This window comes from Paenibacillus sp. 4624, assembly GCF_050435065.1.
Classification (GTDB): domain Bacteria; phylum Bacillota; class Bacilli; order Paenibacillales; family Paenibacillaceae; genus Paenibacillus; species Paenibacillus amylolyticus_D.
Map to the genome: position 1 here is coordinate 299,542 of NZ_JBNDJR010000006.1, position 16,253 is coordinate 315,794.

The 16,253-nt window shown below is 47.6% G+C and carries 13 protein-coding genes; 6 read left to right on the forward strand and 7 right to left on the reverse strand.

Translation table 11 applies throughout. The features are described from left to right. Nucleotides 1-154 precede the first annotated feature (154 nt). Nucleotides 155-1,216, reverse strand: a complete 1,062-nt coding sequence (locus ABIE27_RS16140; protein ID WP_123063112.1) for a LacI family DNA-binding transcriptional regulator — start codon at nucleotides 1,214-1,216, stop codon at nucleotides 155-157. Nucleotides 1,217-1,456: 240 nt separating this feature from the next. On the opposite strand from ABIE27_RS16140, the gene ABIE27_RS16145 reads away from it, so the two are divergent. Continuing rightward, nucleotides 1,457-2,776, forward strand: a complete 1,320-nt coding sequence (locus ABIE27_RS16145) for a glycoside hydrolase family 125 protein (RefSeq protein WP_123063113.1) — start codon at nucleotides 1,457-1,459, stop codon at nucleotides 2,774-2,776. A 60-nt stretch (nucleotides 2,777-2,836) separates the two neighbouring features. Here ABIE27_RS16145 and ABIE27_RS16150 read toward each other — a convergent pair whose 3' ends face one another. The 3 genes from ABIE27_RS16150 to ABIE27_RS16160 form a co-directional block, all read right to left on the reverse strand. Next, on the reverse strand, nucleotides 2,837-3,382 hold the full coding sequence (locus ABIE27_RS16150; protein WP_429350956.1) for a GNAT family N-acetyltransferase: 546 nt from the start codon (nucleotides 3,380-3,382) through the stop codon (nucleotides 2,837-2,839). 65 nt (nucleotides 3,383-3,447) lie between these two features. After that, nucleotides 3,448-4,515 carry a Gfo/Idh/MocA family protein gene (locus ABIE27_RS16155; protein WP_429350957.1) on the reverse strand — a complete coding sequence of 356 codons (1,068 nt, stop codon included), beginning with the start codon at nucleotides 4,513-4,515 and terminating at the stop codon, nucleotides 3,448-3,450. A 144-nt stretch (nucleotides 4,516-4,659) separates the two neighbouring features. Beyond that, nucleotides 4,660-5,547: a sugar phosphate isomerase/epimerase family protein gene (locus tag ABIE27_RS16160; RefSeq protein ID WP_429350958.1), complete on the reverse strand. Its 888-nt coding sequence runs from the start codon at nucleotides 5,545-5,547 to the stop codon at nucleotides 4,660-4,662. Nucleotides 5,548-5,677: 130 nt separating this feature from the next. Here ABIE27_RS16160 and ABIE27_RS16165 point away from each other — a divergent pair, with 130 nt between their 5' ends. Then, a complete protein-coding gene (locus ABIE27_RS16165; protein WP_429350959.1) occupies nucleotides 5,678-6,580 on the forward strand; it encodes an AraC family transcriptional regulator in 903 nt (300 codons plus the stop codon). Nucleotides 6,581-7,778: 1,198 nt separating this feature from the next. Here ABIE27_RS16165 and ABIE27_RS16170 read toward each other — a convergent pair. Further along, complete coding sequence (locus tag ABIE27_RS16170) at nucleotides 7,779-8,462, reverse strand: serine/threonine protein kinase (RefSeq protein ID WP_429350960.1); 684 nt, start codon at nucleotides 8,460-8,462, stop codon at nucleotides 7,779-7,781. 704 nt (nucleotides 8,463-9,166) lie between these two features. On the opposite strand from ABIE27_RS16170, the gene ABIE27_RS16175 reads away from it, so the two are divergent. After that, the gene (locus ABIE27_RS16175; protein WP_123063119.1) at nucleotides 9,167-10,084 is read left to right on the forward strand and encodes a PD-(D/E)XK nuclease family protein; all 918 of its coding nucleotides are present in this window, start codon (nucleotides 9,167-9,169) and stop codon (nucleotides 10,082-10,084) included. A 146-nt stretch (nucleotides 10,085-10,230) separates the two neighbouring features. On the opposite strand, the gene ald is transcribed toward ABIE27_RS16175, so the two are convergent. After that, the gene (gene ald, locus ABIE27_RS16180; RefSeq protein ID WP_429350961.1) at nucleotides 10,231-11,364 is read right to left on the reverse strand and encodes an alanine dehydrogenase; all 1,134 of its coding nucleotides are present in this window, start codon (nucleotides 11,362-11,364) and stop codon (nucleotides 10,231-10,233) included. A gap of 189 nt (nucleotides 11,365-11,553) precedes the next feature. Between ald and ABIE27_RS16185 the strand changes: the two genes are divergently transcribed. Beyond that, a complete protein-coding gene (locus ABIE27_RS16185) occupies nucleotides 11,554-13,224 on the forward strand; it encodes a PucR family transcriptional regulator (RefSeq protein ID WP_123063121.1) in 1,671 nt (556 codons plus the stop codon). 55 nt (nucleotides 13,225-13,279) lie between these two features. Here the strand turns inward: ABIE27_RS16185 and ABIE27_RS16190 are convergent, their stop codons facing one another. Further along, entirely contained in the window at nucleotides 13,280-13,567 is a 288-nt protein-coding gene (locus ABIE27_RS16190) for a hypothetical protein (RefSeq protein WP_151458050.1), read from the reverse strand. A 302-nt stretch (nucleotides 13,568-13,869) separates the two neighbouring features. Here ABIE27_RS16190 and ABIE27_RS16195 point away from each other — a divergent pair, with 302 nt between their 5' ends. Both ABIE27_RS16195 and ABIE27_RS16200 read left to right on the forward strand, forming a co-directional pair. Next, nucleotides 13,870-15,942 (forward strand): hypothetical protein, encoded by a 2,073-nt coding sequence (locus tag ABIE27_RS16195; RefSeq protein ID WP_429350962.1) that lies wholly within the window; start codon nucleotides 13,870-13,872, stop codon nucleotides 15,940-15,942. A gap of 3 nt (nucleotides 15,943-15,945) precedes the next feature. Continuing rightward, nucleotides 15,946-16,119 (forward strand): hypothetical protein, encoded by a 174-nt coding sequence (locus ABIE27_RS16200; protein WP_429350963.1) that lies wholly within the window; start codon nucleotides 15,946-15,948, stop codon nucleotides 16,117-16,119. Nucleotides 16,120-16,253 lie beyond the last annotated feature (134 nt).

Here is a 16,253-nt window from a genome sequence, read left to right on the forward strand (position 1 = left end):
AGGTTGGCAAGATCGTTCTGTAACAGATCAGACGTGGAGTCATATAATCACATCGTAGTGTGAGCGCTCTGAGGAAACGTCATCGAGTATGGATTATAAAGAAAAGGGCCTTGCATCATCAAATGCGAGGCTCTTTTTTGATGTGGATAGACCATTAAGCCGAATCCCTTGGAATCAATGTAGTGGATAACATGACCGTCTCTTTCGGTGTACCTGGGCGTTCGACTCGACGCTTCAAAGCCTCGACGGCTCGTTGCCCAAGTTCCTCTTTGCACAAATGTACCGTAGTCAGCGGGGGAGATGAGGTGGCAGCGGTGTACACATTATCAATTCCGATGACCAGGCAATCCTTAGGCGCGGATAATCCCATTTGCTGAAGTTTGTGCATCCACTGTAATGCGATATCGTCATTCGCCCCAATCCACGCGTCAGGGCGTTCTTCAGCAGGGAGTTGCTTGATTGTGGCGGCGAGTTTGTTCACCCAATCCCCGTTTTCATAGGCTACATTCCAAGCTTGAAAGCTCACTTCTTCCCTTGCCTCGGTATGAAAATGATTCAAAGCCAGCTCGATTCCAATCTTACGCTGTGCAAAACTGGCGGCACGTCCGTCATCAGTAATCAGGCCGATGCGTCTGCATTGCTTCGACATGAGATATCTGGCCGCAGTAATGCCGGCTTCCAGATTATCATGGCTGATCGTATCACAGTTCAGCAAAGGCTCCTGATGATCGACCAAAATCATGGGGCGGCCTGTCTGTACCAGCGTCTGCAACACGGTATGCGGGAAAGCGCCCATAACGATAATTCCGGCACAGCGCTTCCAGTCGAGATGAGGTGCGATCGCTTTTTCAGGTGCGATTTCTTTGCCGGGCAAGTCCAGTGAAGGTGACACAATGACGTGATGCCATCCTTGCTCGTTACAGCCAGAGATGATGCCTGACAGCACACGCTGCCAATAGTGCGGCTCACCGCGGTTAAGCTGATTCATACATATTAGGACAAATGGAGGTTCGGCTTTATGAGCCTGATTGGTACTGGCAGAATGGCCCGCCGAGCCGGGTGTACTCTGACGATACCCGAGTGCACGGGCAAGTTCCAGAACCCGTGCACGCGTAGATTCGCTGACACCGGTTTTACCGCTGAGCGCGCGGGACACGGCATATTTGGATAACCCCAGCTGGTCAGCCAGCGTCTGGATCGATACTTTTCGAGACATATGATTACTCCTTTTATGGACAGATGGATGAGTCGGTATGGACGGGGGGGAAATGACTTATGTTTTATAGATGATTGATTAGGAAAACTGATTAATTGTGAATTGACGTGCTCTCATGGAACAGGTACACTTACAGAATAATAACGTTATTATAATTTATAATAACAAAAATAACAATGGTCCTATTTAAAAGTCTATATTAGTTGATTAACAGTTTACATAGAAAAGGAGAGGACTCCCATGGATCAGTTCAGATTACCTAAAATCCCGATGCCTGAGCTAGAATTACCCCAAGCCGTTCGTGAAGTTTTGGCTGAAGCAGATGAGCACTTGAAGCACAGACCGAAACTGCTGGCTCAGTTCCATAATTGTTTTCCGAACACGCTCGAAACGACCACCAAGCTGTTAGATGACGGTACCACCTTTGTGATTACGGGAGATATCCCTGCCATGTGGCTCCGGGATTCAGTGGAGCAGGTGATCCATTATGTTCCGCTGGCGAAGCATGACGCGCAGTTGCAACATATTATCGGAGGGCTGATTAAACGGCATACGTTCTATGCGGATATAGACATCTATGCGAACGCTTTTAACGAAACGGCCAATGGCTGGCACTGGGACGCGAATGATGAGACAGAGATGTCGCCTTGGGTATGGGAGCGGAAGTTTGAGCTGGATTCCCTCTGTTTCTCCATGAAGCTGGCCTATACATACTGGCGTGAGACAGAGCTTACAGACATCTTTGATGAACGTTTTAAAAAGGTCATGGAGCAGATCGTGCATCTGTGGGAAACGGAGCAGCGGCATACAGAGCAATCTCCGTATCGTTTCATGCGTCGCAACTGCCCAGCTCATGATACGTTACGCAATGAGGGAATGGGGATGCCAGTAAACTATACGGGCATGATCTGGTCAGGCTTTCGTCCAAGCGATGATGCCTGTGATTTTCACTACAACATCCCGTCCAATATGTTCGCCGCAGTGACGCTGAGCCAGATGGGGGAGATTGCAAAATGGGTGTTCCGTGACGAACAGCTAGTGAGCCGTATGGCACGGCTGGAGGAGGAAATCCGGCATGGCATTGCCCTGTATGGTACCCATCGTCATCCGGTATATGGACAGATTTACGCCTACGAAACGGACGGGTATGGCAACGTCTGTCTAATGGATGATGCGGGCACACCGGGACTCATGTCGATCCCTTATATCGGATATGTATCCGTAGATGATGTGGTGTATCAGAACACACGGCGTTTTATTTTGAGTAAAGAAAATCCGTACTATTATGAGGGCACAGCGGCCAAGGGCATCGGCAGCCCGCACACTCCTCCCGGGTACATCTGGCACATGGCGTTATCCATGCAAGGCCTAACGGCGGACAATGACGCCGAGATGCTGGCCATGGTTGATGTGCTGGAGAGCACCGATGCGGGAACGGGTTATATGCATGAAGGCTTTCATGCCGATGATCCCGACACGTATACGCGTCCATGGTTCGCCTGGTCCAACAGTTTGTTTGCGCAACTGGTGTACAAGGCGATGAAAAAGCAGATTCTGTAGATGAAAAAAACAGCCGTCCCTATGTTGGAACGGCTGTTTCCTTATTCTATAAAGCCATCGTTACGTGAATAACTTATACCAGTATAAAGTGGTATCAATATTAGGACTACAGGACTGTTTGAGTGTGTCAGCTCCACCTAGTATGAAGCCTTGTTTCACATAAAATCGGCATGCACCCAGATTATCATCTTGTGCTTCGAGGGACATTCCGATAAGGTTTTTTTGTTTTGCCCATTCTTCTGCTTTATTTAAGAGCAGTTTTCCGACTCCACTGCCTCTATACTCTTTTTTCGTAGCAATGTTTTCAATATAACAGAGACGGTTCCAATCTTGGATGATTCTAATTTGTCCTATACATACCTGATTCATATAAGCTAAAAACAACATTTTATCTTCCTGGTTTATATATTCGATCCAATCCAGTTTGTCATCTGGAAAACGCGTTTCTTTCGGTTCATCAAAAAGGACTTCTTCATAGGTCCATTGTCCAGATTGTAAACTGGGGATGATTTTACCGAATAACGTAAAGTAATCGTTTGTCGTATGGATATCCTCTATTAAGTCCGCATTTAATGGAGAAATAATAATTTCACTTTCATTACACAATAAGACTCACTTCCTTTGATGGCGATTGAAAATATTTATTTAAACAACATTAACCCTAATCTTGCTCAAGATGACGGCCCTGTTGTTTTCAATAAATCTGCAATCAGCACTTTCTGTCCGGTTCGTGCGCTTTCAAGAGAGGCGAGCACCATAGCCATGCTGAACTGGTTGTCACTGCAATCCGTTTCGGGCAATCGCCCTTCCTCAAGTGCAGCAAACATCTCTTCAAGACAGCCGTGGTGTCCGGTTTTGTTCATTACAGGCAGCTCGGCCTCGATTCGTTCAGCCCGCTGGAGGAAAGATGGCTTGCCATCAGCTTCCAGCGTAAGTGCGTTGACCACTTCAGCATAGATATCGTCATGACCATCCCAGATGGCGGTTCCTTTTTCACCGGTTACACGCCAGTTTGCTTCCCAGGATGTCGGCACGCCCTCGGTACACCAAGACCCCCGATAATCGAACACAGACCCGTCGGACATTTCGAAAATACATATGGCCATCGCATTGCCCTTATACCAGGAACCTGGAGGGTTGAATTCGTGACAGTACACCGACACCGGATCAGCACCAAGGATATAACGCGCCTGATCAAAGGTATGTATCGCCATATCCAGCAAAAGCGGGCTGTCCATAAGGTCGCGGAAACCACCAAAGTGCGCCCCGATAAAAAAGTCTGCCCCTGCATATCCCGGCTGTCCAATCGTTCCGCTGGAAATGAGCTGCCGATAGGCACGGATGCGAGGATCGAACCTGCGGTTCTGCATCACCGCTTGAATACGTCCTGTACTGCGGGCGGTGTGCACAATGTCCGTGCAGTCCGAGAATGATTCTGCCAGCGGTTTTTCGCCAAAGACGTGGCAACCTGCCTGTAGTGCGGTCATCGCAATATGATAATGGCTGGAAGGGATGGTCACATCAAATACGATGTTGGCATCGACTGCCTCAAGGGCATCATGAATATTAGTAAATGTTGGACAGGATAAATTGTGACGTTTGGCAAATGATGACGCAGCTTCTTCGTAGAGATCAACGAGCCCCACGATTTCTGTATCTGGTCTTTCTTTGGCATAGTCCGCCCAAGTATTTGCCATTGCCCCGCAACCTGCGATGATAACCCGATAAGGGTAGGTCATGTGCTCAACTCCCTCATATAGATGCATAGATGTTATTGATCCAAGTTATAAGTGATTGTTCCATGTTAGTAGTACATGTGCTTGTGACGTGCTTTTTGACTTTTCTGGGCATATGAGTAACCCTGTATTCATGCCGTTATTTCTTTATACAGGATTGGGCACAAAGCTGCCCCCGCGGCAATGTTTTAAATAATTCAATGCGTGGACTTGCCCGGTCATTTCAAGTTCGTCCCGGTACACCGGATCATGCCAGCCTTCAATGTCGATGGTGCCCTGGTAACCGTTCTGGCGCAAAATGGTGATGATATCTGCCCAATTGCTGTCTCCAAAGCCAGGGGTGCGATGCCAGACAAATTCATGCGGGCCATGCACACCATGTTCTTTGACAACATCCCAGGCGATGGTTGCGTCTTTGCCATGGACATGGAACACTTTGGGGGCCCATTTGCGAAGCTGTGGAATCGGGTCTATCAAGCTGACCATCTGGTGGCAGGGTTCCCATTCCAGACCGACATTTTCATCAGGAACGGCATTAAACATCATTTCCCAGGCGGTCGGGTTGTGGGCGATATTCCAGTCGCCGGTCTGCCACGTTCCACCCATATCACAATTTTCAAAAGCAATGCGTACACCCCGGTCTGCCGCCCGTCGTGCCAGTTCACCGAACACTTCCTTGAACCGTGGAATCGATTCGTCAATCGGCTGATTGGTCAGACGTCCGGTAAAGCCGGAGACGATCTCTGCTCCAAAAAGCTGCGCGTGGTCAATGACGCGCTCCCAGCTTGCCAAGGTGTCAGCGTTATCCCCTGAGCCGGTGAGCGGATTACCAAATACACTTACAGCCGATATGGTGATACCGTGTTCGTCAACGATATCGCGGACGCGTTTGGCGGTTTCTGCCAGATCAAGGCTGCCTGTGCTTTGCCAGAACGTCAGATTAAAAGATTCGAAGCCGTGTTGCATAATTTGCGGAATGACCCGAACGGCATCATGGCCGCCTATAAGGGTTCCGATACGAATGGATGGATTCATGGTTGTAATTCACTCCAATATTGGCTTATAGTACTTCGTGACACACTCATTATAGCCGTGGATCTAAGGGAAGGCTCTAAACAATTTTGTGCTTTATTAGTCGGATCTTGTGGTGAGGAGGAAGAGAGCCGTGCTAGACTTGAAAGCGCTTCATGAGGATACGCGAATTGATCATAAATCCCATCCGTTTCAATTGTTCCAAAATCGCTGTTCTGCGAAAAAAACGGAGGAATGCATTTTATATCTGCACTGGCATGAGCACTTTGAATGGATCATTATGCGTAAGGGGAGAGCGGTATTTCATATTGATAGCCGGCCTTATGAAATTGAGGCGGGAGAGGTCATCATCATTCCGGGTGGTGCCCTGCATGTTGGATACGCGTTGGATGAAGGAGATGTTCATTATGACTCGGTTGTAGTTAACCGAGCCTTGTTCCAGGATTTTGCGAGCGACCCAGTGCATGAACAGTATGTTGCGCCTTATCTGGAAGGCAGTGTGCGGTTTCCAGTCAAACCGGCCGCAGAGAATGCTGCCTGTGCCGGGTATTATTCTTTATTAAATGAAGCTGTGGAAGAGATGGCGATGCAGCCTCCGGCTTACCAGCTTGTAGTGAAGTCCAAGCTGCATGCGTTGTTTACGCTGATGGCCCGGACGTTTATGCCGCATCAGTTGCGGGATCGATCGGGTGCAGTGTATTTTCCTAACCGCGAGCGGTTCAAACAGTTGATTGCACAGATTGAGGCTGATCCTCAGGAGAAATTGTCGGTAAGTGAAGCGGCAAGCCAAGTAGGACTGAATGTATATCATTTCTGCAAAATGTTCAAAAAGCTGACCGGACGTACGCTCGTAGAGTACGTAAACGGATGCAGAATGGGTGAAGCGGAGCGTTTGCTGCAGGGCAGCAGTCTCACAGTCACGGAAATTGCCGCTCAGGTGGGATGCGACAATGCGAACTATTTTACAAAATTATTCAAGCAGTACAAGGGTATGACACCGTCGCAGGCACGGGGAATGAAGGAAGGGGAAAAGTGAAAGAAAGGGCTGGAGGGTGGCATTGAAGAGAAAAGTGTATCAAGTTGTTCATAGGATAGTCCCCTCCTCTAAGATGAAGTCATATATTAAAGTGGTGTACCCTACTGGATTAACAACCATAAATAAGGAAAATAGGAACTTATGTTCCTATTATATTACGAACGAGCATAAAAAAACCTTCAATTAAACTATTTATAAATTTATTGGGTTCATATTTATAGGATGAAGAGAAAAAAATGTAGATATCACATGTACCAAGAGCTTTATCAGAAACTAAATAAACTGACATCGGGACTTAACCGGTGTCAGTTTATTTTTTCCTAATGAGCAACATAGGATAATAATATAATAAAAATCTATTTGCATTGTTCGGGATTTAAGTTACAAGTACAAATGTTTACTCCCATTTTTGTATAACATTCTTTTTCAATTTTTTGCAAATGGTGCGCATACTGCTCACAAATTTCCTGATAAAATTCCACGTCGTCATGATTGGTTAAGTTAACAAGTCTATTACTAAACTCTAATAGTTCCATTTTGAAAGTATGGGGCCTGCTTCTCCACTGAATTTTGATTCAATTTGTTTTCGAATGAGCTTAAATCTTTTCCTGTAATGAAAGTAGGTTCTGTTCTGGAGTCACACCTACTGTCCCATTCCCATCATAAGAGCTTTCAAAGCAACATCTCCTCTGCATTTATATTATTTAAAGTGGAGTATGTGTAGGTTGTAACAACCTTTGACGAAAATAAAATTATTGATGTATTGGGAAGAATCTGACGGGAATCTGTGAATCGACCTGATCGGGACATAGAAGAAGCTTGTAATGAGATGACAGTAGCGAATGAATTAGTTGTGAGTATAAAAACTACAGGGTGAACCAGCTTCTAGACACGTTTGTTATTGGCCGATCGCTCAGCAAGAAAGGATGCCCCTACGATAAAGCCGTGGCCGAAGCCATGTACAAGAATCGGTTCATAGATCATTGGGTATATAACGCCTGTTCAGTATCGCCAGGAAGCCCCTTAAAAAGTTGTCTGATTTAATGTTGACAATCCATTATTGCTAAAGGCGGGGGGTTGGGGAGGGGGAAGCCGACTTCTATGGTATTTAGCCGCCATCCCCCCTAAACCTCATCGTAAAGTCATGGACTTGTACACCTTACACGGTACAAAGTGGCTTTCAGCGCGATCCAGCGGTTTATTTCAGAAATCTGGAGAACAGTCGATTGGCTTTCTTTGAGAGATCTTCCATTTTGAGATTAGCCTGATCGAGCTGGTTATATGCCCATTTGATCGTTTGCAGCATACGGGGGGATATAGGCGTACCTTTGATACGTGGATAGATGTTGTGGTAGGCCCATACGAGATGCTCCCAGCGATGGTCGTCTCCTTCCTGAATATACTCCGATACGTCCAGTACTTTGCCGCGTCCATTCTGGAGAAGCACATTTTTGAGATGGATGTCGCGTGGATTCAGTCCAATGCGACGAACCGCTTCTCGCGCTGCGTCTACATCGAGCATGACCTGCTCGGGGACGGGGATTCCTTTTTCCAAACATTCAAGCAAAGTGTCTCCAGGCTCGTAACTGATAACAAGTATATTTCGGCCGCTGCCATAATACGTCGGGAAGTATGGCAGGCCCTGGAGCTGGGCGTAGACCTGTTTTTCGTTATTTAATTTATCTAGAGCATGATCCGAATACATTTTGAAGGCATACTGCGGCAGCTGGTCATACGTAAATACAGCCGCATCCGTACCGATTCCAATGCAGTTCACTCCTGCTGCCTCGCCGATAATGTTTACCAGCTCATTCCGATCGCTTCCGATGACTTGAATCTGTTGTAATGCTGCTTCCGCCTGGAACCAATCCGGCTGTTTCATGGGTGGCGCCTCCTTTTGGATATGCCTGTACATATTTTCCGTAGTTGATAAATAGATTGTTGCTATTAGGATGCTTCGTGTGCTCTACAAATACGTGTTACAGTCAGAAGGCAATGGTTAGCGGGCTCTATGGAAACTGTATTTACGTAATAGATTAATACCCTTCGTGCTCAAATTCAACTTTTCGGTGAATGGGTGGAGGAAGAGGTGGTGTTGAGTAAAAAGTGTGGAGAAGGCTGATGAGCGTCTTCAAGCTCAAGTTACTCTACCAACTCTTCGTATGCCCATGCCTTTCGACGCTCCCGCTAATTCTAACGATCACGAGAAAGTCAAAATGGGCAAATAAGGTCTGTGGTGATCTGTGGTGAGCGTTAGCGTCGGATGGAGAGCATCCAGACGATAAGCCGAAAAGGACTTCCCTTCATCTTGATGTAACTATATAAACGATACGTATCGTTCCTCAAACGGTTGCGCGCACAAGAAAATAACGGAAGCCGGGTTGCGGCACGACGGCCAGGGCTTTATACTGTGAGCAATAAAAGGATCTCCCAGCCGAATGTTATGCAAGGGCGGACATGTAGAGCAACGTTCGGATGTTATGTTTTACAGGGCAGTCTTACTATACTTCCCTGCAAACTCACCCTACGGTATGGGATGAAGCATTGGCATGAGTAGATCCGGTATACAGAAAGGCAGATTATCATATGGCACAATACCCGCAGTGGTCTTATTCGCAGTCGCGGGCAAGTATGTTCGATGAGTGCCTGCGCAAATATTATTATCATTATTATGGTGCCCATAACGGATGGAAAACAGAATCGGCTGACGAGATGCAGGTTCGCTTGTACCGTCTGAAGCAGCTGAGCAATCTGTATCTGGTATTTGGGGATCTGGCACACCGAATGTGTGAGTCGGCTGTAAGGAGCAGGGAGGAAGGCAAGCCCAAGCCTCGTGAAGTTTTTTTGGAGAAAACGATACGTGATCTGCTGAACCAGGCATACAAAGAGTCGATGAATTCGGAGCAATGGCGACTTAATCCGAAAAATCATACGATGTTGTCAGAAATTTATTATGGCGATGATACACTGAACGACCGGGTCGCAACCATTAAAGAGCGCGCAGGAGCCTGTGTAGGCAACTTGTATCAGACGCTGACGTGGGAAGATTTGTCCCGTGCAAGTACAACGATTCTGGAGATTGAGAAATGGGACACGATGATGCTGCATGATACGCGCGTGTATGTGAAAATGGACTTATTATATCGACGCAGCAATGGAAATATTGTCATCGTGGACTGGAAGACGGGCAAGGAGGATGATTTCTCCGATCAGTTAATTTTGTACGCTTCCTATGTAAGAGAGCATTACCGGGTTCCGCTGGAGCAGATTGAGATTCGGGTGGAGTATCTGTTGACTGGCAAACACAAAGAGTTTGTTGCAACCGAAGAGGACATTCGCAAGGTGGAAGAGAACGTAGGGCGTTACATCGAGGAGATGCGCTCCTGTGTGGCCGATGAGTATTACAACCGTCCAAAGGAGATATCCTATTTTACGCCGATGCCTTCGAACCGAGCATGCCGGGATTGCAACTTTCGGGAGGTATGCAGTGAACGAGTGGTTTAGCGTAAGAGGGTGTGGAGATTGGAAGTAAGTCTCCTATATGTAAAAAAAAGAAGCGCAGTGTCCGGAGGAATCCTCCATGTGGCACTGCGCTTCGGTGCGTCCCACAGGCTGGACACAGTTGGTTCCAGGTGGAACGGCCAGAAGATTTATTGGACAGCGGCGGCATCCTCCAGCGCCTGTCCTGCAGGTACATAGGCGTGCCCGAGGTCGCGTGCAACCGCCTCATACGTGATATGTCCATTCAGCGCATTCACCGCGCTGCGAATGGACGAACTGCCGCGAATCGCGGTGGCTGCACCGTGGTTCGCCAGTTGCAGCGCATAAGGCATGGTGGCATTGGTCAGTGCCACCGTAGACGTGCGCGGTACGGCGCCAGGCATGTTCGCCACCGCGTAATGCACGACACCATGTTTCACATAGGTGGGTTCATCGTGGGTGGTGATATGATCAATGGTCTCGACGATCCCGCCCTGATCAATCGCCACATCTACAATGACCGACCCTGGTGCCATGTTCTTCACGACCTGCTCGCTGACAAGCGTTGGCGCTTTGGCGCCCGGAATCAGCACCGCACAGATCAGCAGGTCCGCCCCAGCGACAGCGGACGCAATATTGGAGGGGCTGGATACCAGCGTCTGGATCTGATTGCCAAAAATATCGTCCAGCTGGCGCAGCCGATTCAGATTCAGATCCAGAATCGTCACATCGGCCCCCAGGCCAAGTGCAATTTTGGCCGCGTTGGTACCTACCGTACCGCCGCCAATAATAACAACCTTGCCACGGCTTACGCCAGGTACGCCGGATAACAGAATGCCTTTGCCGCCTTCTGTTTTCTCCAGAAGCTGCGCACCGATCTGCGCAGCCATACGCCCGGCCACCTCACTCATAGGTGTGAGCAGCGGGAGAGAGCCGCCGACTTCCAACGTTTCATACGCAAGAGCGGTCACCTGCTTTTCGACCAGCGCTTTGGCGAGAGCCGGCTCTGCGGCGAGGTGCAGGTAGGTGAACAGAATCAGGCCAGGGCGAAAATAACCATATTCGCTGGCGAGAGGTTCTTTCACTTTAAGGATGAGTTCGGCATCCTGCCATACCTGGGCGGCTTCTTCAACAATTAGGGCGCCAGCTTTAACATACTCCTGATCCGTAAATCCACTGCCAAGTCCCGCACCTTGTTCGATAAAGACCTGATGCCCGGCTGTCACAAAATCAGCTGTCCCGGCAGGAGTCATCGCTACACGATTTTCATTGTTTTTGATTTCTTTGGGAATTCCGATTCTCATAGCCATGCACCTCGTCCATTTATTGGTTGTTAGCTTATACTACAAGTTTATGACTCCGTACGTCGTTTTGCACCTTACACAATGTCTATTTTTTAGATTGAAGACTCAACAATTCGTCGAAACAGACTGTTCAGGACACATGTCTTTGGATTATAATGTAAGAAAAAATAACACTAAGAGGGATCGACTTTGCGAAATGACCGTGTTTTTACTGTCAGAGATATCCTGCAACGTGCGGTATTTAGTCAAGCACGGCTTGCGGCAGGGCGAGAAGGGCTGGAGCGTCGGGTAGGCTGGGTCCATGTGCTGGAAATTACCAATGTGTCCCCTTTTGTAAGCCCGCATGATCTTATTTTATCCACGGGTCTATGGCTTCAGTCGGAAGAGGGGCGGGAAGCTTATCTGATGCAGCTGATCAACCGTGATGCGGCTGGATTATGTGTGGAGTTTGGCACCAGCATACATGCCATACCAGAGTCATTGATTGAACTGGCAAACCAGTATCAGTTTCCACTCATCGTTTTTGAACAACCCGTACGTTTTGTTGAGATTACGCAAGATATCCATTCTCTACTTATTAACCACCAACACCAGCTATTAAAGAGCCTGGAGACGTATTCCCGTGAGCTTCAGCAACGTACGCTGCAGAGTACGGATATGTCTGCGGTTCTCGACCTGTTGCATGCCTATGCGGCAAAACCTGTGGTGTACATTTCGTCGATGGAGGCCGGGAGTTTTGTGCCAGAACTCGCTCCAGACATGGAGCAGGCCATCTATAGCTGGTACAGCCAGGAAGTCGAGCAGCTCAATCTGAACGACTCGGATACGGAGCTGTGGTTTCATATGGATGAAGAGAGGGCTTTGCTCTGTTATCCTGTGGTTTGTTTTGGTCAAGTATTTTCAGCCATAGGTATGATTGTGCACCCGTCGGCGACTGTAGAATATCTTAAGCTGTTGCTTGATTACACAGCCAAAGCTGCGGCTGCGCTTACACTTCGTTCTCAATTTCTTGAAGAGAAGATGGTGCGCAACCAGAATGAATTGATTCAGGATTTGATGAATGGTCACATTCAGCAAGAGGAACAGGCGCGAACACGAATGGGGCTTCGCTTGCTAGTAAAAGGACAATACTGGTTCGCGGGAGGATTATTGGAGATTGAGCATCGCAAGAAGGGAACGGGCCGGGAACGAATGGAGGCGAATCATCAGGACATTCTCGTTTTGCTTCGCTCGCTTCTGAAGAAAAATCATCTAACCAGCCTCATCATGCTGAAAAATAATCAAATCTACCTCTGTTGTGCCAAGGAAGAAACACAAACCTCCTCTGAGCATTCACTGATCCATATCCTAGAGAGCATCACTCAGGATATGAAACGGTTTGCTCGCTCAAATCTGAAACAAGTCGAAATCCATGCGGGCTTCGGCAAACTTCGAAATCAACTAACCCGTCTAAGGGATAGCCTACAGGAATCGGTTCAGGTTATTGAAGTTGCGAGGTCTGTCAAATGGATGAAAGATGTTCACTTTTACGATCGTATGGGTATATATCAAATGTTAAAAGCGATGCCGCCTTCTTTCCTGCAATCCTTTGCGATGGATCATCTAGGTGTGCTTATAGAGCATGATCGAAGCCATCAGTTGCGATTGGTCGAAACATTGGATGCATATCTTGCGAATTTCGGGTGCAAAAGGGATGCGGCCGCCCAGCTGTTCATTCATCGGCAGACATTATATAACCGACTGGAGAAACTGGAAGAACTGCTGGGGCCGGGTTATATGCAACAGGGAAGACGAGTGTGCTTGGAGATGGCATTGTTAGCTAACGCCATGATTGAAGGCGGAGATGGACAATTGTCATGACAGTAACGTTTTTGAAATATGGGCTTTGCTCGAATAGTAGGTTTTGTTTGCTCGTCTACAGCTTGTTGATTCGTCGTATACCTCGTAAGGCACGAGACCCGCGGCGAGACCCTGTATTGGAGAAACGGCTCCGATAACGTTCGGATGCACGGGAAGAGGGAGCCTGAGATACTGAGGTAGGTGTGGCAAGGCGATATGGAAATGTCATACGCTCAGACCTTCGATCCCGGCTGTTTTGTGGATCTGCAACAGTTAAACCAGTAAGGTTTAACCATGCTTGAAGATCGTTGGAATGGATGCCAAGTTGTCCGCTCAAATGAGAAATGTCGAGATGTTTTTTCACACAAATCCGCCTTTCCTGAATTATCGGGCTGGAATAGGGTACGAAAGGAAAGCATGAAACCAAGTCGGTAAATCGTGTGTACTGGCTTGCTCTGGGTGATTGGCGGAGTGTTGCGTTTTGTGATATCCATAAACGGTATGATTCGATTGATGTAGAAGAGGCCACAGAGTTATCTTTTTCTATAAATTGGCTTTTATCAAGATTCTAACATTTCGGGAACGATTGCGCGTCTCAATATAGTCTCATTTTCATAAAAAGTAAGCTACAGTAAAAGTACCAGTTATCTAGTACGGAGGATATATATGGGGAACGGAAGTGGATCTCAAAAGCAGAAGGTTGTCAGGGACGAAAAGCGTTTCGTTGGTCGAGCCAGAGAGCTGATGATACTAGAGCAATGGTTTGAAAATGATGAAGCGCCTATGACTATATTATCAGTTACGGGTATGGGTGGTATTGGGAAATCTTCGTTACTTTCAGAAATGCTGTCCATCGCTAGAGAGCAGGGAGCAACCGCTATATGGATGGATGGACGGGCGTGTGGCACTACGCCTTCCATGTTTATGGATTATTTTAGTTCAACACTGGCACTGGAACTCGGTCTGTTGAATAGCCAAGGCGCCCATTTACTCTCGTTGTTGAAAAGTATGCCCAGAGAAAAACGGCTCGTTATTGCAGTGGATAACTACGAGGAACTTGCGCTGCTTGAGAGCTGGTTTATGGAAGTTTTTATAGCGAAACTTCATCTAAGTGGGATACTCATTATCCTTGCCTCTCGTTCAGAGCTTTCAGCAGCCTGGAGAACACATCCCCGGCTGTATCAGCATCTGGTTCAATTGCGGCTGCAACATTTTACTGCAGATGAGATTACGGAGTATATTGCAACTGCTGGTTCATTAAGGCCAAGTATGGCTGGAATTATTACGAGAATGACGGATGGACATCCGCTTGGACTTGCTCTTGCGGTGGAGGCGGCTGATCAGGAGCGTAATCTTCCTCATGCCGAGTGGGCTGAACTGTCCCATATGATCAGTGCGCGGCTGTTGCTTGAACTTAGCACGCCACGTTTGCATCCAATGGTGGAGGTGTTGACCTTGCTGGAGACAGCAAACCAGGAACTCTTGTCCACCGTGCTGAATGTACCTGTTAAACAGGAAGAATATCACATGCTGAGACGGATGTCTTTTATCCGTTCCGCACCGGACGGTCTGGCCTTACACGATATGGCCCGGGTACATTTGATGCGAGATTTTCGGCAACGCGAGCCGCATCGTATGCAGTCCATGCGGATTCGGATTGCTGAGTTGCTGAAACCACTCCATGAGCAGGCATGTGCTCTTGGGAAGCGACAAATCGCGAGAAAGATGCTGCTACTCTGTCAGGAATCTATGCTTCAGTTTCGCAAGTATGCTGATGTCTCACGCGATTCTTTGTTCTCGCCGCTTGAACCAATGAAGCAGGCTGACCTGCCCTCCCTTCACAGGTTGCTTGAACAATGGTGTGAATACAGCGTTGAGCCTTGGCAGGCCGTGAACTATGGCCCCTTTCTGGATGAACTGGCTCTTCGTTATCCTGAAGGTATCGTAATTAAGCGGGACATGAAAGGCGAAACGATTGCGATGTTTATCACTGTTCTGGTGCATCGGGAGATCAGTGATTTACTTTTAAAATATTTTCCGAATGAGATGAAAGAATGCTTTACGCCAGAGGAATTACAGAATGATCCGGATGAGAGTGATACACACTTCGCGTTGATGGCTGCGGCCAGAGATGATGTGCCTGGATATACACGTGAGGAACTTGTCGGATATATGGTATTGGATCGTTTGTCACTCCTGGGAGATGGAGCGAGAGCGATTCTTGTTGCGACCAACCCACATCTGAAGCTGTTTCTGCGGAGTATTGGCTTTCAGATGAGGAGAACGTCCACACGTGCGTGTGATCGGTATGAAGATCAGGCGGATGTGCTGGAACTCGATCTGCGTAGCGGACAATTCGGTGCATGGGTGATGTCCCTTTTGCATCCAGACCTCCCGGCTAGTGCAATACGCCCCCAAACAACGGATTCCAATAACAAGGTTTGGTCTGAGCAGGAAGTGCGTAAAATGCTCGGACACCTTCGCTCACCGGGCGAGCTGCAAAAGTACGCAGATAGAATTACAGGTGTGAGGGATGGCATTCAGTTACAATTATATATTCTGGATCTGCTGGAAGGGAGAATACATGGGGTGTCTCCTCAGGATCAGAAGCTGTTACATGCGGCTTACTGGGCCCATGCTGGCAATCCGACTGCCGCAGCGCAGGTGTGTTCGATGAGCAGGGCTACCTTTTATCGCCATATTAGAACTGCATTGATTCGTTTAGCGAGAATATTGTAACGCGTGAAGTTAATCTCAGAGAAGCAGAGCGATATAGAAGCTGATCTGATAGAACAACAAAATCAAAATCTAATAGAGCAAGCAGACCTATTGTTTCAAAAACAAACCCAAAAACAAACCCAAAAACAAACCCAAAAACAAACCCAAAAACAAACCCAAAAACAAACCCCCAGTTAAACGGCAGATATATCCGTAACTGCGGGTTTTTCTAGTCTGGTGATTCATGGGCGGCGCCCACAAATTCTAACGATCAGGAGAAACCTTATTTCGCCCAGAATAGCCATATTGAAATTCTAACGATCCGTACGGAA